At 46.7% G+C, this 20,874-nt stretch carries 22 protein-coding genes; 12 read left to right on the top strand and 10 right to left on the bottom strand.

The annotated features are described in order from the left end of the window. Nucleotides 1-108 precede the first annotated feature (108 nt). The 5 genes from QUB26_RS02550 to patD form a co-directional block, all read right to left on the bottom strand. Nucleotides 109-594: a GNAT family N-acetyltransferase gene (locus tag QUB26_RS02550; protein ID WP_333316434.1), complete on the bottom strand. Its 486-nt coding sequence runs from the start codon at nt 592-594 to the stop codon at nt 109-111. A gap of 176 nt (nt 595-770) precedes the next feature. Continuing rightward, nucleotides 771-1,844 carry an RNA polymerase sigma factor, RpoD/SigA family gene (locus tag QUB26_RS02545; protein WP_333052553.1) on the bottom strand — a complete coding sequence of 358 codons (1,074 nt, stop codon included), beginning with the start codon at nt 1,842-1,844 and terminating at the stop codon, nt 771-773. Between the two features lie 117 nt (nt 1,845-1,961). Then, entirely contained in the window at nt 1,962-3,635 is a 1,674-nt protein-coding gene (locus tag QUB26_RS02540; protein WP_333316432.1) for an ABC transporter ATP-binding protein, read from the bottom strand. Nucleotides 3,636-3,990: 355 nt separating this feature from the next. Continuing rightward, nucleotides 3,991-4,575, bottom strand: coding sequence for a zf-TFIIB domain-containing protein (locus QUB26_RS02535; RefSeq protein ID WP_333052547.1), 585 nt, complete (start codon nt 4,573-4,575; stop codon nt 3,991-3,993). 57 nt (nt 4,576-4,632) lie between these two features. Then, nucleotides 4,633-5,019, bottom strand: a complete 387-nt coding sequence (gene patD / locus QUB26_RS02530; protein WP_333316430.1) for a heterocyst frequency control protein PatD — start codon at nt 5,017-5,019, stop codon at nt 4,633-4,635. Between the two features lie 113 nt (nt 5,020-5,132). Here patD and QUB26_RS02525 point away from each other — a divergent pair, with 113 nt between their 5' ends. The 4 genes from QUB26_RS02525 to QUB26_RS02510 all read left to right on the top strand — a co-directional run bounded on the left by QUB26_RS02525 (nt 5,133) and on the right by QUB26_RS02510 (nt 10,095). Further along, entirely contained in the window at nt 5,133-5,393 is a 261-nt protein-coding gene (locus tag QUB26_RS02525; protein WP_333052543.1) for a hypothetical protein, read from the top strand. 88 nt (nt 5,394-5,481) lie between these two features. Then, nucleotides 5,482-7,755 carry a bifunctional (p)ppGpp synthetase/guanosine-3',5'-bis(diphosphate) 3'-pyrophosphohydrolase gene (locus QUB26_RS02520; protein WP_333316428.1) on the top strand — a complete coding sequence of 758 codons (2,274 nt, stop codon included), beginning with the start codon at nt 5,482-5,484 and terminating at the stop codon, nt 7,753-7,755. Nucleotides 7,756-7,900: 145 nt separating this feature from the next. After that, the gene (locus QUB26_RS02515; RefSeq protein WP_333239654.1) at nt 7,901-9,094 is read left to right on the top strand and encodes an ATP-binding protein; all 1,194 of its coding nucleotides are present in this window, start codon (nt 7,901-7,903) and stop codon (nt 9,092-9,094) included. Next, a complete protein-coding gene (locus QUB26_RS02510; RefSeq protein ID WP_333239652.1) occupies nt 9,091-10,095 on the top strand; it encodes an AAA family ATPase in 1,005 nt (334 codons plus the stop codon). The genes QUB26_RS02515 and QUB26_RS02510 overlap by 4 nt, the downstream gene beginning before the upstream one ends. A 61-nt stretch (nt 10,096-10,156) precedes the next feature. Here QUB26_RS02510 and QUB26_RS02505 read toward each other — a convergent pair whose 3' ends face one another. Continuing rightward, nucleotides 10,157-11,077 carry a glycine betaine ABC transporter substrate-binding protein gene (locus QUB26_RS02505; RefSeq protein WP_333316426.1) on the bottom strand — a complete coding sequence of 307 codons (921 nt, stop codon included), beginning with the start codon at nt 11,075-11,077 and terminating at the stop codon, nt 10,157-10,159. A 162-nt stretch (nt 11,078-11,239) separates the two neighbouring features. Between QUB26_RS02505 and QUB26_RS02500 the strand changes: the two genes are divergently transcribed. Both QUB26_RS02500 and QUB26_RS02495 read left to right on the top strand, forming a co-directional pair. Then, entirely contained in the window at nt 11,240-12,607 is a 1,368-nt protein-coding gene (locus QUB26_RS02500) for an aldehyde dehydrogenase (RefSeq protein WP_333316424.1), read from the top strand. Nucleotides 12,608-12,971: 364 nt separating this feature from the next. Next, entirely contained in the window at nt 12,972-13,322 is a 351-nt protein-coding gene (locus QUB26_RS02495) for a 4a-hydroxytetrahydrobiopterin dehydratase (protein ID WP_333316422.1), read from the top strand. 26 nt (nt 13,323-13,348) lie between these two features. On the opposite strand, the gene QUB26_RS02490 is transcribed toward QUB26_RS02495, so the two are convergent. Further along, on the bottom strand, nt 13,349-14,083 hold the full coding sequence (locus QUB26_RS02490) for a response regulator transcription factor (protein WP_333316420.1): 735 nt from the start codon (nt 14,081-14,083) through the stop codon (nt 13,349-13,351). A 227-nt stretch (nt 14,084-14,310) separates the two neighbouring features. Between QUB26_RS02490 and QUB26_RS02485 the strand changes: the two genes are divergently transcribed. Together QUB26_RS02485 and QUB26_RS02480 are read left to right on the top strand one after the other, a co-directional pair. Further along, nucleotides 14,311-14,553, top strand: a complete 243-nt coding sequence (locus QUB26_RS02485; protein WP_333316418.1) for a hypothetical protein — start codon at nt 14,311-14,313, stop codon at nt 14,551-14,553. 125 nt (nt 14,554-14,678) lie between these two features. After that, entirely contained in the window at nt 14,679-14,933 is a 255-nt protein-coding gene (locus QUB26_RS02480; protein ID WP_333101986.1) for a DUF6761 family protein, read from the top strand. A 300-nt stretch (nt 14,934-15,233) separates the two neighbouring features. Here QUB26_RS02480 and grxD read toward each other — a convergent pair whose 3' ends face one another. From grxD to QUB26_RS02465, 3 genes are all read right to left on the bottom strand, one after another. Then, complete coding sequence (grxD, locus tag QUB26_RS02475; protein ID WP_333201083.1) at nt 15,234-15,557, bottom strand: Grx4 family monothiol glutaredoxin; 324 nt, start codon at nt 15,555-15,557, stop codon at nt 15,234-15,236. 201 nt (nt 15,558-15,758) lie between these two features. After that, entirely contained in the window at nt 15,759-16,019 is a 261-nt protein-coding gene (locus QUB26_RS02470; RefSeq protein ID WP_333052524.1) for a BolA family transcriptional regulator, read from the bottom strand. Between the two features lie 42 nt (nt 16,020-16,061). Then, nucleotides 16,062-16,685: a hypothetical protein gene (locus QUB26_RS02465; protein WP_333239642.1), complete on the bottom strand. Its 624-nt coding sequence runs from the start codon at nt 16,683-16,685 to the stop codon at nt 16,062-16,064. 215 nt (nt 16,686-16,900) lie between these two features. On the opposite strand from QUB26_RS02465, the gene QUB26_RS02460 reads away from it, so the two are divergent. From QUB26_RS02460 to QUB26_RS02445, 4 genes are all read left to right on the top strand, one after another. Beyond that, on the top strand, nt 16,901-17,221 hold the full coding sequence (locus tag QUB26_RS02460; RefSeq protein ID WP_190657699.1) for a type II toxin-antitoxin system HigB family toxin: 321 nt from the start codon (nt 16,901-16,903) through the stop codon (nt 17,219-17,221). 155 nt (nt 17,222-17,376) lie between these two features. Continuing rightward, nucleotides 17,377-17,775, top strand: coding sequence for a helix-turn-helix domain-containing protein (locus tag QUB26_RS02455; RefSeq protein WP_006634032.1), 399 nt, complete (start codon nt 17,377-17,379; stop codon nt 17,773-17,775). Next, entirely contained in the window at nt 17,750-17,953 is a 204-nt protein-coding gene (locus tag QUB26_RS02450; RefSeq protein ID WP_333316416.1) for a hypothetical protein, read from the top strand. The genes QUB26_RS02455 and QUB26_RS02450 overlap by 26 nt, the downstream gene beginning before the upstream one ends. Nucleotides 17,954-17,988: 35 nt before the next feature. Further along, nucleotides 17,989-20,316, top strand: coding sequence for a S8 family serine peptidase (locus QUB26_RS02445; RefSeq protein ID WP_333316414.1), 2,328 nt, complete (start codon nt 17,989-17,991; stop codon nt 20,314-20,316). Nucleotides 20,317-20,874 lie beyond the last annotated feature (558 nt).

The raw sequence follows: 20,874 nt of genomic DNA, 5'->3' as shown, positions 1-20,874 counted from the left end.
CACACACAGGCAAGATGCCTGTTCCACACACAGGCAAGATGCCTGTTCCACACACAGGCAAGATGCCTGTTCCACACACAGGCAAGATGCCTGTTCCACACGCCTGAATTACTTCGATGCCAAATTTGCCAAAGACTCGCCCGCAACCCGGCAAATCCGCCAGTCGGGCATCACATCAGCACCGATACCCTTGTAAAATCCGATCGCCAATTCATTCCAATCCAAAACGCTCCATTCCAAACGCCCGCAGCCCCTTTCCACCGTCAACTGCGCTAAATAAACTATCAAAGACTTGCCAATTCCCCGCCCTCGAAACTCAGGCAGCACAAACAAATCTTCCAAATAAATTCCCGGCTGAGTTAAAAAAGTAGAATAATTGTAAAAAAACAGCGCCCAGCCCACAACTTGATTTTCGCACTCGGCTAAAACCGCTTCAGCAAAAGGTCGATCGCCAAACAAATGATGCTCCAAATCAACCGCATTGCCAGTAACGGCATGAGATAATTTTTCGTACTCAGCTAAAGCTTTAATCAAATCAAACAGCACCGGCACGTCGGTGCGGGTAGCTGGACGCAAAATTACCTCAGAAGACATAAATAAGTAAGTAGTACGCGACAATCAACAATTAAAAATACCACATCCAGACATTTTTAATTTGTAATTTTTAATTAATTTTTTCCACCTTAAAGCAGCATATTTACGGTGGCCTCGAAGTGCCACCCCACAATAATTTTAAGATTTTTACAAATGCCAACTCAATGTTTTTTAGTTTATTTCAACCAGCCCTTCAATCGTTCCGTCACTTGAGGGCGGCGCAGCTTTCGCATTGCCTTATTTTGAATTTGACGGACTCGTTCGCGGGACAAATTGAACAAACTGCTGACCTCTTCTAAAGTGTAAGGTTCGCCGGTCAGCAAACCGTAACGCATAGCAACAATCTCTTTTTCCCGCTCAGTCAAAATACTGTCCAACACCTCCAAAATATCTTGGCGCATCATCATCTCATTCATCTGAGCTTCGGGAGATTGCGTCGCGTTATCTTCGAGAACATCCAAAAGTTCCGAACTTTCTTCGGAGCCGATGCGGTGGTTGAGAGACAAAGATTGCCGACGTACTTGCTGGAGGTAGCGAAGCTGTTCGCAACTAACTTGCATTTCTCTAGCAAGTTCAGTTTCACTTGGATTTCGTTGAAGAGAACGCTTCAAATCTCGATAAACTTTTTTGAGTTTATTTAACTGTTCGACAATGTGAACAGGCAAGCGAATCGTGCGCCCTTGATTGGCAATTGTCCGGGTAATTCCTTGGCGAATCCACCAATAGGCATAAGTAGAAAACTTGTAACCCTTCTCCGGATCGAACTTTTCGGCGGCCCGATTCAAACCCAGAGCTCCTTCCTGAATTAAATCGAGAAAAGGCACGCCCCGATTAAGATAGCGTTTGGCAATCGAAACCACCAAGCGCAAATTCGAGCTGATCATTTTCCGTTTCGCCGACTGACACTGGTGGCGAAGCTGTTGCATTTGAGTTTCGCTTATCCCCAAAGCCGCTGCGATTTCAGCTTTTGTCGGCACTCTGTCCAATTCCTGCTGCAAACGCTGTTCTAGTTCATCCAGGGCTACCAATTCTTGAACGCGGCGCGCCAACTCTACTTCTTCGGCTGCTGTCAGTAGAGGATACCGAGCCATTTCCTTGAACAAAGCTCCCACTGGATCGTCGGCAGACCAGTTGTTGTATGCTGACGATCGAGTTACCGTCGGACGATCGATCTCGGTGTCTTCATCTTCTGCGATCGCGAATGAGGCTTCGGGTGCCACCGCAAAACTGCCTAGGTCAGATTCTGCCATATCGTGCTTGGTGTCGGTGGAAGGATTTGAAAAGTATCCCTTAACTTTAACCAATTTAACCCGAAATTTCCGAAATCCCAAATCCCAAATCCCAAATCCCAAATCCCAAATCCCAAATCAATTAGTTCGGGCTAGTAAAGGAGCAGCCTGCAACAACTGCTGAGTGTAAGGGTGCTGCGGATTAGTAAAAATATCCCTAGTCTTACCGATTTCAACAATTTTTCCAGCATTCATTACCGCAATACGATCGCAAAAAAATCTCGCCACCCACAAATCGTGCGTAATAAACAGATAAGTCAAATTAAATTCCTGCTTCAACTCCAACATCAGCTCTAAAACTTGAGTCTGCACGCTGGCATCCAGCATACTCACCGGTTCGTCGCAAATTATCAGTTGCGGGCGAGTAATCAAAGCGCGGGCGATCGAAACTCGCTGCTGTTGTCCTCCTGACAATTCCCCCGGATAGCGACGAAAGAAATCCTCCCCTGGACTTAAACCCACCCGCTCTAACATTTGGATTACTTGTTTTTTCGCTTCGCTGCCATTAGCTAATTTGTGAATAAACAAAGGGTCAGCAATACTTTGCCCGACAGTCATCATCGGATTCAGGCAAGCGTGGGGGTCTTGAAAAATCATTTGCATTTCGCGGCGGTGCTTCCTCACAGCATCGCGGTTCAGGGCAGTTATATCTATTCCTTGAAATTCCACTTTTCCACCTGTCGCGGTAATTAGCTGCAAAATCGTGCGTGACAAGGTACTTTTGCCGCAGCCGGACTCCCCCACAAGCCCTAGGATTTCTCCCCGTTGTAGCTCTAAACTAACGCCGTCTACGGCTTTAATTACCTGCCGATTCCTGGAAAACAACTGATCTAATAAATTGCTTTCTAAACTGTAGTGTTGCTGCAAATTCGTTACAGTCAAAAGAGGCGCATTTGTTAAGTTTGCAGTAACGGCTTCAGTCCTGATTTCCTCGAATGCTAACCCTTTGTCAGAATCGGCTTGAATGTGCAAAGCTGCTTTGAGGAGCGATCGAGTATATTCGTGCTGCGGCTTTTCAAACACGTTTTGCACTGGCCCTGTTTCTACGACTTTACCGCCGTACATCACCGCAATGCGATCGCAATACTCAGCCACCATCGCCAAATCGTGAGAAATCAACAAAATAGCCGTTCCCCGTTCCTCGCAAAGTCTGGTTAATTCCTGCAAAATCTGAGCAGCTACAGTTACGTCCAAACTTGTAGTCGGTTCGTCGGCCACAATTAATTTGGGATCGAGCAAAAGAGCCAAAGCAATTGCTACTCTTTGCCGCATTCCGCCGCTAAATTCGTGGGGAAATTGCGACCAGCGAGACGCGGGAATTTTCACAGCTTCCAGAGTTTCTATCGCCCGTTTCTTAGCTTGCTTGCGATCCAAATTCGGTCGGTGAGCTTGCAAAGTCTCGATGCAATGTTCTCCTACAGTCATCAAAGGATCGAGACGAGTCATCGGATCTTGAAAAATCAATGCTACAGCTTCGCCCCGAAACCGTCTCAGCCGCGAAGCATTCATATCAAACACCGACTCTCCAGCAAAACTAACTCGCCCCTCAATCAGCGTTGAATCCGGCAGCAACCGCATCGCCGCCCTTCCCAAAGTTGACTTACCGCACCCAGACTCCCCAACTAATCCGAGCTTTTCCCCCGGTTTCAGCGTCAGGGAAACCCCGTCCACGGCCCAACCGGATTGGCCTCGCCGCTGAGGATAAGCGACTCGCAGATTGTCAACGAAAAATAGAGAAGAGTCATTAGTCATTAGTCATTAGTCCTTAGTCAATCGATTTTAGATTTTAGATTTTGGATTTTAGATTAAAGAATTAAAGCATTAACCCCACGGATAAATTCGGGGGCTTGTATCGTGGATGCTTGATTGTCAGTAGTCAGCGGTCAGTTGTCAGTTGTTATTTGTTATTTAATGGTCAATATACTGGCTGTTACTTCTTATTGTTTCAGAGTTATTAGTTATTGGCAAGAGACTGATCTGCTGTTTGTAAATACAAATAAAAATAGCTACAAACAAAGCTTTTATTAGTACATCATTCACCGAGCAACTGATAACTGATAACTGACAACTGACAACTGACAACTGACAACTGACAACCATCAACTGACTAAATTTCCCTGCGCTTCAACTCAGCTCTCCGCAGTATGTAAGTAGCGGCACAATCTGCGTGAGGATGGTCTGCTAAAACTTCCGCGAGTTCCAACACATATCCGGCGATATCCGGCCCCAGCTTCTCAGTCAGCACTTGACGTTCGCGAGAGGCGAGTTCTTGCACGCGGGCCTTAGCTTGCCAATTCGGAGAAAACATCTTGTCAATCTCGGTGTGGAATCCCAGACTTTCGAGAATGTCCCACTCGCCGTTATCGCACCAAATGCCCCCGCACAACATACAGCGCTCTATGTAAAAGGGCACTCTGCTGAAAGGAACTTTCGCCCGCGACAGATAGTGACCGTCTTCGGGACACAGCGCTGCTTTGCTGTCGTAGGGAGACGGCGTGAATTCTATGCCGAGAGTCGCTGTCGCATCAGGCTTCTCGGATTTGTTGTACCACTGGCTTTGCTCTTTTTGCCAAGCTTCGTATTCTCTGCCTGGAATCCAGATACCGTAACAGTTGGGACACCACTGCACCGACATACGGCCGGCTAAGGTACCGCCTTCTAAATTGGGATGTTTACATTTTGGACATTCCACCGCTTTATTTCTCCTTGCCTTATTAATTCCCTGTTAATTCAATTATTAATTCTGTATCTAGGCGGGCCCTGAAGAACCAGAATTTTTTTGCAGCAGCGCGCCACAGTAGCCAATTAGCGTGTTGAGCCGCGCGATCGCCCCAGTTTGCCTCGCCTTTGCTGTCGCTGGCTGGCGCGACGCTTGCAAAAAGGTGACATCTGTCCCCAATAACCGCAGTTGCTTGTGAATTTCCGTCAAATAGGACTGCTCTGGGGGTGTTTCTGAGGCGTCTAACTCATCGCTTTCGGCTCTCATAATTTGGTTTCCGAAAAATTGTTGCACTTTTGTGTATTCGATCGCCAGCGCGGCCCGATCCAGATTATCCTGTGCAGCAGTTCTTTGTAGTTGTTCTAGTGCTTGCTGTAATTCTTGGTAGCACTGGCGGCGGTCTTCGGACAATATCATGATTTTGTAAACAAATTTGTATTTATAATCAAAGTAGATACTTACTTAAGTTTGCTCATAGGGAGGGAAGCTGTGCGTTTTTGGAGCTATTCCCTGTTTTGTGAGAACTTTTTTTGATTTGCTGCCCTGACTCTACCCTTCTGGCTGCTGCTTTTAGTTTAGCGTTGCCGGTAAATGCCGATCGCCCGCAACCTCAACGGCTACCGCCAAAATATGCTTATTTTACCCGATTTTCCCCGATCGACAGACTGCTGCGGCAGCAGTGGTGTCACTATCTTTTCCTACCTGCGAGGGGGGGCGACTCGGAATTAGATAGGTATAGTTTGAGAAAAATCGACTATTTTTTTGAATTGCAAATTGTGGCATTCAATTAGTTTAGTATAGCTAAACACATAATTTCGGCAATTCAACCGAAAACCGGCTTTTAACCATTTGTATTTCTAAGTTTTAAAGGTGTACCCCATGAACGCGAACACTCTGACTCCCTCTCCTTCGATCGATCCTGCTGTAGTTCCCGATTGGCTGCAAGAATGCCTGAATGCTCGATCGGAGCCGGATGGCGGCCCTAACCATAATTGTTCGACTGACGACAGCTTAATTTGTCGGGCCTTTGAATTTGCCCGCGACTTGCACGAAGGACAATACCGCAAATCAGGAGAACCTTACATTTGCCATCCGGTAGCTGTCGCTGGAATACTCCGGTATATGGGCGGCAACAACGTCATGATTGCCGCCGGCTTCCTCCACGACATTGTTGAAGATACAGATATTACTCTCGAAGAAATAGAACAGCGGTTCGGCGCCGAAGTGCGACAGTTGGTTGAAGGTGTCACCAAGCTTTCTAAGTTTAATTTTTCCAGCAAAACAGAGCGCCTTGCGGAAAATTTCCGCCGAATGTTCCTAGCAATGGCTAAAGATATTCGCGTCATTGTCGTCAAACTGGCAGACAGGCTGCACAACATGAGGACTTTGGAGCATTTGTCCGAGGAAAAGCAGCGCAGTATTGCTCTAGAAACCCGAGAGATTTTTGCTCCCCTGGCGAACCGTTTGGGTATCGGCCGCTTTAAGTGGGAATTGGAAGATTTAGCCTTTAAATACCTGGAACCTGAAGCTTACCGCGAAATTCAGGAATTGGTGGCGGTGAAGCGGGCCGATCGAGAAACTCAACTCGCAGAAGTCACAGATAGTTTGCGAGAAAGGCTTGACAATTTAGGCATTAAATGCTATGAAGTTAGCGGTCGTCCCAAACATTTGTACGGAATTTATGGGAAGATGCAGCGCCGCCAAAAAGGCTTTAACCAAGTGTACGATATTGCGGCGGTGCGGATCATAGTAGAAACCAATGATGACTGTTATCGGGCTTTGGCGATCGTCCACGATTCTTTCCGCCCGATTCCCGGCCGCTTTAAAGATTATATCGGTTTACCAAAAGCCAACCGCTACCAATCTTTGCACACCGGAGTAATCGGAACCAGCGGCCGCCCCATCGAAGTGCAAATTCGCACCGTAGCCATGCACCACATTGCAGAATACGGCATTGCCGCGCACTGGAAATACAAAGAAACTGGCGGTTCTAACACAAAAGTCACCGGCGATGACGAAAAATTTACTTGGCTGCGACAACTCCTTGAATGGCAAAGCGACCTCAAAGACGATCGCGAATATTTACAAAGCATTAAGGACAACTTATTCGACGAAGATATTTACGTTTTTACTCCTAACGGAGACGTAATTGCTCTCAATAGCGGGTCAACTCCCGTAGATTTTGCTTTCCGCATTCACACCGAAATTGGCAATCACTGCACCGGTGCGAGAGTCAACGGGCGAATGGTGACACTAGACAAGGTTTTAAAGAATGGCGATATTGTAGAAATATTGACCCAAAAAAATGGTCATCCGAGTTCCGACTGGCTGAATTTTGTCAAGACAAACGGAGCAAAAAACCGAATTCGTCAGTGGTTGAAGCGATCGCACCGAGATGAAAATCTTGCTCGCGGGCGGGAATTGCTGGAAAAAGAATTAGGTAAAAACGGCTTAGAATCTTTGCTAAAATCTGAACCCATGCAGTCTGTGGCTCAGCGCTGCAACTACCACAGCGTCGAAGATTTAATCGCCGGTTTGGGCTACGGCGAAGTTACCTTAAATCTCGTAGTAAATCGACTGCGAGATTTAGTAAAAGTGCAGCAAAAAATTGAAGCTGCTCCCGCAGGAACCCACGAATTGCCCCAGCTAATACCTGCATCGACGACACCGAAACCAGTACCGAGTTCATCTCCGAGCAAATCGCCCATCGCAGGTGTAGAGGGATTGCTCTACCATTTAGCCGGCTGTTGCTGTCCGATTCCTGGGGAATCAATTATTGGAGTTGTGACTCGCACTCGCGGAATTTCGATTCACCGACAACGATGTTCAAATGTTGAGAGCGTACCTGGGGATCGCTTGGTTCCTGTGAGTTGGAATTCCAGCAACCGCAATGAATCTCGACCCAACACTTATCCGGTTAATATTCAAATTGAAGCCCTCGATCGAGTGGGAGTTCTCAATGATGTTTTATCGCATTTGAAGGACAACCAAGTAAACGTCCGCAGCGCTCAAGTCAAAACCTATCCCGGATTGCCGGCCTTAATTGACTTGTGCATGGATATCCAGGATAAACAACAGTTCGAGCGGACTTGTATGCAAATTAAAAAGATGAGCGATATTTTGAATTTGCGGAGGCTGAGTGAAGGGACTTAGAAATTTAATTTAGCGGCTGATGCGGGAAATTGGTAAGTAGTAATTGAAAATAAACTTTTCTATTTAAACTCTTAACAATTCCCAAACTAGCCGCAGTCTGCTGTTACCAAACAGTAAGAATAATTTACGAGAAATAAGTTAAAGCATGGATGACAGTCAGTTAGAAAATCTCCTCAAAGACATTGAATCCGATCGAGTAGAGCGCAAGGCCTCAACATCCGATAGGGGTAAACTCCGTCAGGCTATATGCGCTTTTGCCAACGACTTGCCAAACCACCAACAGCCAGGGGTACTATTTATAGGTGTTAATGATGATGGAAGCTGTGCCAATTTGAGCATCACCGCTCAACTGTTACTAACCCTCTCGGATATGCGTTCAGATGGAAATATACTGCCTTTTCCCGCGATAACCGTGCAAAAGCGAACGCTTGCGGGATGCGAGTTAGCAGCAGTCATTGTAGAACCATCAGATGCACCCCCTGTCCGCTATGAGGGGCGAATCTGGGTACGGGTGGGCCCCCGCCGCGCTACTGCCACAGCCGAAGAAGAGCGCCGTCTCTCAGAAAAACGGCGTTCCAGAGATTTACCTTTTGATATTCAATCTTTGCCTTCCGGGACACTAGATGACTTAAATTTAACTTTATTTCAACAGGAATATCTACCTTCAGCATTGCCTAGTGACATATTAGAAGAAAATCAAAGAACCGTCGAACACCAATTAGCATCAGTAAGATTTATTACCAGTTTACCGTCAATTCAGCCAACAAATTTAGGTATATTGGTAGTAGGAAAAGACCCAAGGCAATTGATACCGGGTGCTTACATTCAATTTTTGCGAATTGAGGGAACTGAGCTAACCGACCCAATTAAAGACCAGAAAGAAATTGCCGGGCAACTTTCTATGATGCTGAGAGTGTTAGATGAAATACTGCAATCTCATATCTCAATAGCTTCTGATATTACCGCTCAGTCAGTGGAAATCCAGCAGCCAGATTACCCGTTAGTAGCACTGCAACAGCTTGCTAGAAATGCGCTCTTGCACCGCACCTATGAAGGGACGTATGCACCAGTAAGAATTACCTGGTTTAGCGATCGCATTGAAATTCAAAACCCCGGGGGGCCCTTTGGACAAGTTAACAGACAAAATTTTGGTAGGCCTGGAATCACTGACTACCGCAATCCAAACTTAGCAGAAGCCTTAAAAAATCTTGGTTATGTACAAAGGTTTGGAATGGGTATCGCCATAGCTCGCAATTCACTGCAAAAAAATGGCAGTCCACCACCGGAGTTTGTTGTCGAAGATGCTCATGTTTTAGTAATTATTAGGAGGCATCCGTGACAGTACCCATTATTGCTTTTTTCAATAATAAAAGTGGCGTCGGTAAAACTTCGCTAGTCTATCATTTAGCCTGGATGTATCGCAATTTAGGGCTGCGGGTGCTAGCAGCAGATTTAGACCCCCAAGCTAATTTGACTGCTGCTTTTCTAGATGAAGAACGTTTAGAAGAATTGTGGGAAGGCAATAACCGACCTAACACAGTTTTTCGCTGCGTACAGCCTTTAGTTAGAGGAATTGGTGATATTGCTACTCCAGAAGTAGAGCACATTGAAGAAAGATTGGGACTCTTGGTAGGAGATTTATTGCTCTCTGGATTTGAAGATGACCTCTCAGCAGAATGGCCCGGCTGCACCGATCGCAAGGAGCGTTCTTTTCGGGTCATTTCTGCTTTTTGGCGACTCTTGCAAGAAGCAGCAACAGTTCATCAAGCTGATGTAGTTTTGACAGACATCGGCCCGAATTTAGGAGCGATTAACCGGGCCGCTTTGATTGCAGCTAACTATGTAGTAGTTCCTCTATCACCGGATTTATTCTCACTGCAAGGATTGAAAAATCTCGGCCCAACTCTCAGACGCTGGCGGCAAGAATGGCTAGAAAGATTAGAGAAAAATCCTGCCCCTGATTTAAAGCTTCCTCAAGGTCAAATGCAACCTGTTGGTTATATTGTCCTGCAACACTCGGTACGGCTAGACCGCCCAGTGAAAGCTTATCAGCGATGGATTGCACGGATTCCTAATATTTATCGGGAAGCTGTGCTCAATGAATCGGAAAATAGCACACTTTCCATCGCCGAAGATCCTCACTGTTTAGCTTTGCTAAAACACTATCAGAGTCTGATGCCGCTTGCCCAGGAAGCCCATAAACCTATGTTCCACCTCAAACCTGCGGATGGGGCAATTGGTTCTCACATCCAGGCCGTGCAAAGTGTTTACGGAGACTTTAAAAAGCTAGCTCATAAAATTGCTGAAACCGTAGAAATCCCAATACTTACCAATTTCTAATCCCAACTTTTAAGTAAGCTGCTACGCCTATAAAGTGAACTTTTAGGAGAGAAACTAACCATTACTTTGCGCTAGGTGCGGGCTTTGCAGCGCCCAACTTTTTCTGCAAAAACTCCTGGGCTACTTGTCCAGCTTCCTGCTGTTCCCCGTCAACTTGATAGTTGAGTTTCCGCATATCTTCCTCAGAGATTTTGCCGCCCAATTCTGCGAGCACTGGACGCAATTCCGGGTATTTTTCCAAAATTTGCGATCGCACAACCGGAACAGCTTGGTAGGGCGGGAAATAGCCCTTGTCATCTTTGAGAACTACTAAACCTAAACTTTGAATCAAACCATCCGTCGTACTACCAGCAATCACATCTACTTCTTTTTGTTGCAGCGCTTGATAAAGCAATCCTAACAGCAACTCCTTCGGTTGTTCTCGAAACTTAATCCCGTAAGTTTTAGCCAATCCGGGAAATCCATCTTCTCTCTCGTTAAATTCTGGGCCGAAACCAGCCCGGAGGTTAGGTGAAGCTTTGCCAAGTTGCGAGAGAGTTTGTAAATTGAGTTTTTTGGCATCATCTCCCCGCACAATAATCGCAAAACTGTTATTAAATCCCAGTGGTTGCGTCCATTCTGCTTTAAACTGTTTGGGATATTCTTGTTTGAGGTAATCGAGGACTTTTTTGGGGTCAGAAATCGGTTTTTGTTTGAGCAGGTTGGCGTAAGCAGTACCCGTGTATTCGACGTACAAATCGATTTTACCTGCTGTTAGGGATTGATGGCAAAGCGAACCTCCGAGATTCAGTTCTCGTTCTACTTTGATATCTGTTTTAGCTTCGATGTGCTGTGCTAAAATTTCTGCGAGAATGGCTTGTTCGGTAAAGTCTTTCGAGCAGATGACAACTTGCTTTTCGGGCTTAGAGGTACATCCTGCTACTGCAAGCAAGCAAAGCAGCCAGCAGGAATAGAAAAAAAAATCGTTCTTAGATATTTTCATAACTTAACTCAAATTAAAAATCTACAATTAATACCTTATAAGTTATAGCATAAAGCCCTGATCGCAGACTTCTTCAAGAAGTCTGCGCTTTAACAGCATCGCACTTTACCCAAGTTCCGTTTTCCTGTTGTAACATTTATTTATAGACATGGAGGAATAAATATGGTAATCAGCGTCAGCGATATTATCCAGCAGCAGCGGCAATTTTTTGCAACTGGGAAAACGAAAGATGTGGATTTTCGGCTTGAACAACTGAAAAAACTTAAAAGTGCGATCGAACTTAATCAATCACGAATAGTAGATGCTGTCAAGGCAGACCTAGGTCGGCCGGAATTCGAGGCTTATCTTGAAATCGCATCGATTGCCGAAGTTAATTATGCCCTCAAAAACCTCAAATCGTGGGTAAAGCCGAGAAAAGTGCCTGCTTCGATAGATCAATTCCCAGCATCAGCCCGCATTTACCCAGAACCTTTGGGCGTAGTTTTAATCATCGGGCCTTGGAATTACCCGTTTCAGTTAATGATATCACCTTTAGTCGGGGCGATCGCCGCCGGCAACTGCGCCATCCTCAAACCATCGGAAATCGCCTCACACACGTCGGAAGTTGTCGCCGACATGATATCCAAAACCTTCGATCCCGCCTACGTAGCAGCGGTGGAAGGAGGTGTGGAAATCAGCCAACAACTGCTAGCCGAAAAATTCGATCACATCTTCTTTACCGGAGGCACTAAAATCGGTCGAATTGTCATGGAAGCTGCCGCTAAACACCTGACACCCGTAACCTTGGAATTAGGTGGCAAAAGTCCTTGCATTGTAGACTCAGATATTCAGGTTGAATACACCGCAAAACGCATTGCTTGGGGCAAATTTCTCAATGCTGGACAAACTTGCATCGCTCCCGATTACCTGTTAGTTGATAAAAAAGTTAAACCTGCTTTGATGGCAGCAATTAAAACAGCAATTCACGATTTTTACGGCGACGATCCGCAACAAAGCCCCGACTATTCCCGCGTGATAAATCAGCGCCAAGTGGAACGTTTGAGTGCATTTATTAAAGACGGAAAAATTGTCGTGGGCGGTCAAGTTAAGCCGGAAGATAGATATATTGCACCGACGGTTTTAGATCATGTTTCCTGGGATGCGCCGGTGATGCAGGATGAGATTTTTGGGCCGATTTTGCCAGTTTTGGAGTATGATGATTTCGGTGAGGCGATCGCCCAAATCAACGCCCGTCCCAAACCTTTAGCTTTGTATTTGTTCTCGAAGGATAAAGAGAAACAACAGCGAATTTTGCGGGAAACTTCTTCGGGGGGAGTTTGTCTCAACGACACGATTATGCAAGTCGGAGTAACAAGTTTACCTTTTGGCGGAGTTGGCGACAGCGGCATCGGCAGCTATCACGGCAAAGCAAGTTTTGACACCTTTTCTCATCAAAAAAGCGTGCTGCAAAAGTCATTTTTACTTGACTTAAAATGGCGGTACGCTCCCTATCTAGGTAAGTTAGATTTGATTAAGAAAATTATCGGTTGAGCGATCGCACTTGGAGGGGCGGGTTTACCAAGGTTTTATAAGCGAAATAGCCAAATCAACCCGCCCCTTCCTGATATCAACGGTTAAGCGATTCCACGGTGAACGATAATTTGCAGAAATTTTCAATGATTGCTCATGTGTTTTTGGAACGCTTTCCATCACAATGTCTACTCCACTCTTAAATGACAGTTGCCCCGCCCCAAATAATTTAGATTAGAAATGTCTAAGCTGTTACGTATTTAAATTGGAAATTCAGGACAGGCTAGAAGCCCGTCCCACAATAGTTTTATTGATTTCGGACACACAGTTTAAATGTAGAACAGCTTATAATATCTTTGAGCATCTTCTCGCTAACAAGCAATTTATGGAACCTTTAGCAACAGAACGCTGTGCCGCCTGCCGCCAAAACTCTCCCCGTGTCACAGCTTACGAAATTGTCCAACTCAAACCTCAAATTCCCGACTGGAATTTAATCGAAAAAAATGGCATTCCCCAAATAGAACGCACCTACAAATTCCCGGATTTCAAAAGTGCGATCGCCTTTACAAACAGCGTTGGCGAAGCAGCAGAAACCGAAGGACATCACCCTGCACTGTTAACCGAGTGGGGAAAAGTTACTGTGACTTGGTGGACTCATGCGATTTCTGGACTGCACCGCAATGATTTTATTATGGCTGCAAAAACAGATGCGATCGCCAATCAATTCCCAAAATAAAATCAGACTTATAGCTCGATCGTAGTTTAAGAAAGCACTGCTCCGGGTACCAGCGGAGAAAGCCGTTGATTCCCATTCAACAACTCCAGATTGAGTCGGTAGCCGACATTCCGTACAGTTTGAATCAGGCTCGGCTGTCGCGGGTCAATTTCGATTTTCTTACGCAGAGAGAGTACGTGAGTGTCGATCGTCCGGGGGTTATCAATCGCATCAGGCCAGGCCCGACGCAGCAAATCCGAGCGCGACAGCGGCACTCCTCCAGCTTGAGCTAGCACGTACAGCAGGCTAAATTCCTGGGGAGTCAGCTCAATATGTTCCTCGTACAACCTGACTCGGCGCTGCACCAAATCAATTTTCAGCAGCCCGCACTCCAGCGTCGCCGGCGGTAGCATCGTGCGGTTACGGCGCATCAAAGCTTCCACCCTGGCCATAAACTCTTGCATCCCAAAGGGTTTAGTCAGGTAATCGTCTGCCCCCGCCTTCAAACCTTCAACAATATCCGATTCCGAATTCCGCGCCGACAGCATCAAAATCAGCGACTGCTGCTGCTGTTGTAGCCAGTTGCAAAATTCCAAACCGTCCCCATCCGGCAATTGGGCATCCAGAATGACTAGGGTTGGCTGGCGGCTGAAAAATATTTCCCTAGCGTGACTGATATCCGCTGACTGGTGCACCCAGTGACCGACTTGCTGTAGATGCCAGCCCAAGAGCGATCGCAGGTGCGGATTCCCTTCAACAATTGAAATACTTGCAGATTCCACAGAGGCGAGCTTCCCATATCACTAATTGCTACAAGGTTAACAGAGCTTTTGTCAAGCTTTTGTAACCATCGCTACTCAAGCATGAGCTGCGTTTAAAGCAGCGGACATACCTAGGGTACGAATTTTAAAGATTGGGTTAATTTGGCAGAGTCAGCCTGCAGAAAGGTGAAATCATTCTGGCGGTAAGCTTACAATGAAAATAAGACAGTGTAAAGCCGATCGATCCCATGCCCCAACCCCCTGCTAAAAGCGATCCCCCCGACCCAGCCCCTACTCCCCGGAGGTTGACAAATCGCGCCAGTGAAACTAGAATTCCTCCAACCGTTCGCTCGGTAGCCGGAACACTCAGCCACTTTGACCGTCAAATTCAGCCACATCCCGACTCAATTAAACGCACAGCGAATTATCTAGGTGCGCGCAAAAAGTCGAGCAACTGCATTGCAACGAGTGAAATTTTTTATGGAGGGTAGCCTGTTGAGCAGGGTAAAAACTTTTATTTAGAAATAGCTTCAAGCTGAGCCACTCAGCATCAATCGAGGCCGTTCCTAAATCCCGCCGTCATTATACAAACCACAAAGGATTTCAAACTCACACCATGCTACAAGACACCCAAACAATCCGGCACTACCAAAAACTCACCGACGCCCTCGTCGAAATGTGGAATAGAGGTTATCGCTTTGATGACCTACGGCTTTACTTAGACGGCTATTTAGCAGCCCTGCGGCACTCCAACAGTTTGGAGCCCTATCTGATTCACAGACTAGAGGAAGAAGCAGCGCGTTACATTCACGACCCCTCCAATTTTGCAATGCCACAGACACAGACACAGGCTGAATCAGACTACTATTAAATAGCAACTTCGGTTTGATAAACCCTTGATGATTTGGGAATTGGGAATTGGGAATTGGGAATTGGGAATTGGGAATTGGCAATTTTAACGGGTTCCCTGGCTATGCCTCGGAACCGATGTCCACAGGCTCGGCCTCGCTTTGGGAGCCTAAAAATTCGATGCCTAGCCGACTGCATTGCGTTCCTAGGCTTTGCCTGGTAACGAATAATTAAGTAAATCAACCTAATTCAACGTAAAACGCGATTGCTGTTATTTCCCCGACTTCTTTAAGAAGTCGGGGATATGTTTTTTCTGTCTAATTTAAGAAGCCAAAGCCACTTCTACAACTTCTTGCAATTCGCCCTTTTGATACATCTCGATCATAATATCCGAGCCACCAACAAATTCGCCGTTGATATAAACTTGAGGAATTGTCGGCCAGTTGGAATACTCTTTAACGCCTTGACGAATTTCCTGGTCTGCCAAAACATCAACAGTTTCGTAAGGCACTCCCAAAGTATTGAGAATTTGCACCACAGTATTAGAAAAACCACACTGGGGCATTAACTTATTGCCCTTCATAAACACCATGATTTTGTTTTGCTTAACCAACTCGTCAATTCTTTGATGTGCTGTTGTACTCATGGTAGGTCCTAATATTGTTTGAAAATTTTTAAACGTTGACTGACGCAGAAACCGGGTTTTTTAGGAAAATCTTTCGTTACAGCCATAGATTCCGGTTAAAAAACCCGGTTTCTTTGGTTTTTGTGGGTAAGTGCAGCAGTTGTATTTCAAGCAACTCTTGACACAAGCACAAACTTGTGATACCCAATTGCCGCTCAACAATTAAGCAGCTTGACTTTTCGCTTCCCATTCTGCAGGAGTTAAGGTTTCCAAGCCCAAAGCGTGGATGGCTTCACTAGCCATTGCCTGTTTGAGAGCGCCGTATACCAGTTGGTGCTGCTGTACTCGGCTTTTTCCTTCAAAGGCTGCAGAGACGACTCTCGCCTGGTAGTGGTCACCGCCACCGGTCAAATCGTCAACTTGTATTTTAGCGTCGGGCAACCCTGCCTTAATCATTTCTGCTACTTGAGACGGTGTAACCATTGGTTTCTCTGATAAACGGCTGTAATTTAGATTTTAGTGGAACTATTTGTTAGACGATCGCGGTTGAGTGCTGGCAGGCCGGGGAAAGGGCGAATCCACAAAACCCAATTCCAGTAACTGCTGGTAAGCTTTCTTGCCCAAGTCGCGAGTTGGCTGCTGCGATCGAATAATCTGAATCAGCAGGGGCACAGCCAGTTCGGGCTTATTTTGTGCCCGGTGTACCAACGCGAGTCGGTAGGTAGCTTCGTCGCGCATTTGGGCCGTTTCTACAGCTTTGGTGCGGTGGCTTTCGGCCAAGCGGATGTCAATTCCGGCAAAACTGCTACCCAGTTGTTGGTAGAAGTTGGACAGTTGATTGAAAATTTGGCGGGATTCTTGGAGTTTTTGAGTAGCCAGTGCGTAATTCTGAGAGGAAATAGCACTGCTGGCTTCTGTCATCAAACGCTGGCCTCCTGGTACGCTCAGCAGACTGCTGTCTTGCGTCAGAGGGCGAAGATTGTTGGGGTCTGTGGGGTCGTCGGCGGGCTCGACTTGCGGTTGGTTCTCTGGCCCAGAAGGTTGTTGTGCTTGGACTTGGAGCGGTTGCAACAGGGTAAAAGCTGCGATCGCCCCGATCGTAATCCGGGCAGTGGAGCGAAGCCAGCAAACAGTTCCAGAGTATACCATGAAATTACTTTGCGCCTATGCGCTTTAAAAAAATATTTAGCTTGAGCCGATCTTACCATTGGCGATCGCAACCGGCTAAGTGTAAACCAAATTTGTTGAAATGTCAAAGGGTGCGCGATCGGGCAAAAGGCTCTTGAGGAAAAATTCAAGTAGAGACTTGACAGAATGTTCTCAGTATGAGAACGTAGAGGTGTCGTGTAAAAAACGGTACTGGAATGAGGCTAATTTCCAAGAAAAATCTGGAGAGTGCGATCGAATCCTACTCCGACGATGCCAAGGCTGCGATCGCAGTCTGGCGCAAGGCCATCAAAGACAACGATTGGGAATCACTAGAAGAGATTCGACAGGGATATTCCAAATCGGTCGATCAAGTCTGTGGATATACCATATTTAATATTAAAGGCAATCAGTATAGATTAATCGTAAAAATAAACTATACCGCCAAAATTATTTATTTTAAAAAATTTTTAACCCATAGCGAATATGACAATATCAAGTGGAATGATGAAGATGAAGTCAAACATAAAATAGGTTAAATTTACTAAAATCATCAGGAAAACCTTACAGATTCCCTGATGTATTCAATCACTCCAAAACATTTACTCTCCACGTCAAAATCATGATACCGAGAAACAAACACCCACCTTCTACTTGAGAACCATGTCTAAGTAAGCAAGCAAAGGAATGAGAAATGAACATCACAATTGAAAAAACAGCTTACGGTCAACTGCTGGCTAAATCTCAGCCTAAGCCAATCCTGAACGAAGAAGATAATGATCTTGCCCTCGCAGAAGTTGATTTTCTGATGTCTAAGGAAGAATTAACAGTAGAAGAAGAAACTTTACTGAGTCTCTGGGGGCTGTTGATCGAAGAATACGAATCAAAATATTACCCAGATCCAGAAGTGACTCCCCGGGATGTTCTATTGCATTTCATGGAAGTTCGCGAACTCAAACAAGCCGATTTAGTGGGCGTGATTGGTTCCAAAGGAGTAGTCTCTGAGGTGGTTAATGGGAAACGGGCGATTAGCAAGGCGCAAGCTAAGGCGCTGGGAGAATTTTTTAATGTTAATCCTAGCGTGTTTATTTGAGCGTGTTTATCTGCTGAAAAACTTGCTGATCTCGAAAAAGACTCGGCGGTTGAAACCGCTAGCAACGCGATCGCACAAACTAAGTCCGACGCGGACTGATGGAAAAACTACCGCTGTTAGTTACAGTTTCAAACCCCTCATAGCAAAAACATCCCTGACGGCTTATAAATATGTGTGATAAATCTACATCCAAATTAAACAGGAACATTTCTGATGGTAGAACCAAGCAAACCCACCTCCGAGACTCTCCAAAATTATCAAGGAATTGGAGTCCCAGATGAAAGTCTGGCAGTGATTTTGCAGCGTGGCGGCGACGAATTGCTGCTGTCAAAAGCGGACGATCGCTTTACAGTCCGCCCCTCATCAACAGCATCAGCCTCAAACGATTGGGCTGCAACAACTGGGGCAAAACTCAATCGCCGCGTCGGCCAAAGCAATCTCGAAGAATATCTCGTTGCGCCCTCTAGCCTAGAAGCCGCAATGCAAGCAGCCCGCGCCAGCGATGCCGTAGCTTTTGCCAGCCACGTCTATTGCCCCGCGAACAATCCGAGTACATTCTTTTATTTAACCGACCAAATTACGATTCAATTTGGCGAACAAGTAGACGAACAATCGCGACAGGCGATCGCCAATGCAGCAGCTTTAAACATAGTCCGGCCAGTAGAAGGAATTCCCAACACCTTCGTCTGTGAAGTTACAAAACAAGCAACAGAAAACCCGATCAAAATTGCCAACCGCCTGACAAGATATCCAGAAGTTCTGGTAGCGGAACCCAACATTTTAGTAGAGACGCAGCAGCATTACACGCCCCGCGATCCGCTTTATCCCAAACAGTGGTATCTCAACAACAAAGGTGGCAAGGAACTTATCGGCGGTGCTCAAATTTATGCAGAACCAGCTTGGAACCTGACTCGCGGAGTTCGATCGATCGTAATTGCGATCGCCGACGATTCAGTTGACATCACCCACCCAGATTTTCAAGGCCAAGGCAAAATCGTCTCACCCATCGATTTCAAAGACGGCGACACCTCCCCGATGCCAGTCGCCGACTCAGACAACCACGGCACAAGTTGTGCCGGCGTCGCCGTTGCTGAAGAAAACGGCAAAGGCATTGTCGGCGTCGCCCCCGGATGCGCCCTGATGCCCATTCGTACCACGGGTTTTCTCGATGACAATTCTGTCGAAAAAATATTTAATTGGGCGATCCAAAAAGGTGCCGCCGTCATTTCTTGCAGTTGGGGGCCTGCGGCAGTTTACTATCCGCTTTCCCTGCGGCAGAGTGCCGTTATCACCAAAGCAGCAACCCAAGGGCGGGGCGGCAGAGGCTGCGTTATTCTGTTCGCGGCGGGGAATGCCAACCGCCCAGTCAACGGTACTGTTAACGAAAAAGGCTGGCCCAACAACATCCTGGAGGGTCAAACTAGATGGCTAAACGGATTTGCCGTTCACCCCGACGTAATTGCCGTCAGCGCTTCCACTTCCCTCAACAAAAAAGCAGCCTACAGCAATTGGGGTTCCAGCATCTCGGTTTGCGCCCCCAGCAACAACGCGCCGCCGGGAACTTGGTTGCCAGAAACCGGATTTATCGGCACGCCGCCGGAGGTGACGCAGTATTTGCCCGGTTTGGGGGTGTTTACTGCCGATCGAGTGGGCGATCGGGGCTACGACTGGGGGGACTATACTGATACTTTTGGCGGTACTTCCAGCGCCACTCCAGTAGTCGCTGGCGTTGCAGCTTTGATACTTTCGGCTAACCCCCGTTTGACGGCGCGGGAAGTGCGGGGAATTCTCGAACAAACTGCTGAGAAAATTGTCGATCTCGATCCCGATCCCCAGTTGGGCAATCGCATGGGGAATTACGATCCTAACAACGGTCGCAGCGATTGGTTTGGTTACGGGAAAGTGAATGCTTTTAAAGCTGTGCAAGCTGCGGTGAGAAAGGGCGGCGGCAATCCGAATATCGGCGGTGCGGTGTTCAGCGATATTTCTGGACATTGGGCACAGAAGTTTATTGAAGCTTTGGCTGCGGCGAATATAATTAGCGGTTTTCCTGACGGTTCTTTTAGGCCTGATGACAGTTTAAACCGTGCTCAATATGCGGCGCTGTTGGTGAGTGCGTTTAGTCCGATTCCGAGGGTGCCGGCTACAAATTTTATTGATGTTTCTGCTACTTTTTGGGCGAGAAGTGCGATCGAACGAGCAAATCGGGGGGGGTTTTTGGCGGGGTTTCCGGGGTTGAAGTTCGGCCCGAATCAGAATTTAACTAAGGCTGATGCGATCGTGTCTTTGGTTAACGGTTTGGAACTGAAGGGGGGAAATGCTGATACTTTGAAAGTTTACACCGATCGCTCTCAAATTCCTAATTATGCTTTGAGTGCGATCGCCACAGCAACTGCTTTGAAGATTGTAGTTAATTATCCTTCCCGCGATTGGCTTTCGCCGCTTCGGGACATTACCCGCGGTGAGATTTCGGCTTTAATTTACCAGACTTTGGTGGCGATTAATCGGGCAAAGGCGATCGATTCTCCTTACATTGTCTAATGGCAATGGAATGGGTTCGCAGCATCGGACTTCAGTCCTCTTCCCCGCGAGGGGACAAGCAGCAACCAGCACCACACGGATCAACACGGATACACGGAGACACGGAGGATAGCCAAATTGGTCAATTAGCTAAACCTCAGACGAGTCAAACCATCCGTGTATCCGTGTCAAAATCCGTGTCGTGCTGTGTGCCAAAATCACTAATTGTGCTCCACCTCTTCCCCGCGAGGGGACAAGCAGCAACCAGCACCACACGGATCAACACGGATACACGGAGACACGGAGGATAGCCAAATTAGCCAATTAGCTAAACCTCAGACGAGTCAAACCATCCGTGTATCCGTGTCGTGCCTTGTGTCCAAACCACTAATTGTGATCTACCTCTTCCCCGCAAGGGGACAACAAACAACCAGCACCACACGGATCAACACGGATACACGGAGGATAGCCAAGTTAGCCAATTAGCTAAACAGTCACACGGCTCAACCCATCCGTGTATCCGTGTCAAAATCCGTGTCGTGCCTTGTGTCCAAACCACTAATTGTGCTCCACCTCTTC

The organism is Microcoleus sp. B4-C1, from assembly GCF_036705285.1.
GTDB lineage: Bacteria > Cyanobacteriota > Cyanobacteriia > Cyanobacteriales > Microcoleaceae > Microcoleus.
Note: the sequence above shows the minus strand (reverse complement) of the source record. Positions and strands in the feature narration are given on the sequence as shown.

What these genes read in the sequence shown, in the direction of transcription:
- QUB26_RS02495 (WP_333316422.1), top strand. Translation starts at nt 12,972, where the DNA reads ATGGAACCTTTAGCAACAGAACGCTGTGCCGCCTGCCGCCAAAACTCT.
- QUB26_RS02455 (WP_006634032.1), top strand. Translation starts at nt 17,377, where the DNA reads ATGAACATCACAATTGAAAAAACAGCTTACGGTCAACTGCTGGCTAAA.
- QUB26_RS02540 (WP_333316432.1), bottom strand. Translation starts at nt 3,635, where the DNA reads ATGACTAATGACTCTTCTCTATTTTTCGTTGACAATCTGCGAGTCGCT.
- QUB26_RS02445 (WP_333316414.1), top strand. Translation starts at nt 17,989, where the DNA reads ATGGTAGAACCAAGCAAACCCACCTCCGAGACTCTCCAAAATTATCAA.
- grxD (WP_333201083.1), bottom strand. Translation starts at nt 15,557, where the DNA reads ATGAGTACAACAGCACATCAAAGAATTGACGAGTTGGTTAAGCAAAAC.
- QUB26_RS02515 (WP_333239654.1), top strand. Translation starts at nt 7,901, where the DNA reads ATGGATGACAGTCAGTTAGAAAATCTCCTCAAAGACATTGAATCCGAT.
- QUB26_RS02470 (WP_333052524.1), bottom strand. Translation starts at nt 16,019, where the DNA reads ATGGTTACACCGTCTCAAGTAGCAGAAATGATTAAGGCAGGGTTGCCC.
- patD (WP_333316430.1), bottom strand. Translation starts at nt 5,019, where the DNA reads ATGATATTGTCCGAAGACCGCCGCCAGTGCTACCAAGAATTACAGCAA.
- QUB26_RS02545 (WP_333052553.1), bottom strand. Translation starts at nt 1,844, where the DNA reads ATGGCAGAATCTGACCTAGGCAGTTTTGCGGTGGCACCCGAAGCCTCA.
- QUB26_RS02485 (WP_333316418.1), top strand. Translation starts at nt 14,311, where the DNA reads ATGCCCCAACCCCCTGCTAAAAGCGATCCCCCCGACCCAGCCCCTACT.
- QUB26_RS02480 (WP_333101986.1), top strand. Translation starts at nt 14,679, where the DNA reads ATGCTACAAGACACCCAAACAATCCGGCACTACCAAAAACTCACCGAC.
- QUB26_RS02520 (WP_333316428.1), top strand. Translation starts at nt 5,482, where the DNA reads ATGAACGCGAACACTCTGACTCCCTCTCCTTCGATCGATCCTGCTGTA.
- QUB26_RS02460 (WP_190657699.1), top strand. Translation starts at nt 16,901, where the DNA reads ATGAGGCTAATTTCCAAGAAAAATCTGGAGAGTGCGATCGAATCCTAC.
- QUB26_RS02500 (WP_333316424.1), top strand. Translation starts at nt 11,240, where the DNA reads ATGGTAATCAGCGTCAGCGATATTATCCAGCAGCAGCGGCAATTTTTT.
- QUB26_RS02450 (WP_333316416.1), top strand. Translation starts at nt 17,750, where the DNA reads ATGTTAATCCTAGCGTGTTTATTTGAGCGTGTTTATCTGCTGAAAAAC.
- QUB26_RS02465 (WP_333239642.1), bottom strand. Translation starts at nt 16,685, where the DNA reads ATGGTATACTCTGGAACTGTTTGCTGGCTTCGCTCCACTGCCCGGATT.
- QUB26_RS02550 (WP_333316434.1), bottom strand. Translation starts at nt 594, where the DNA reads ATGTCTTCTGAGGTAATTTTGCGTCCAGCTACCCGCACCGACGTGCCG.
- QUB26_RS02505 (WP_333316426.1), bottom strand. Translation starts at nt 11,077, where the DNA reads ATGAAAATATCTAAGAACGATTTTTTTTTCTATTCCTGCTGGCTGCTT.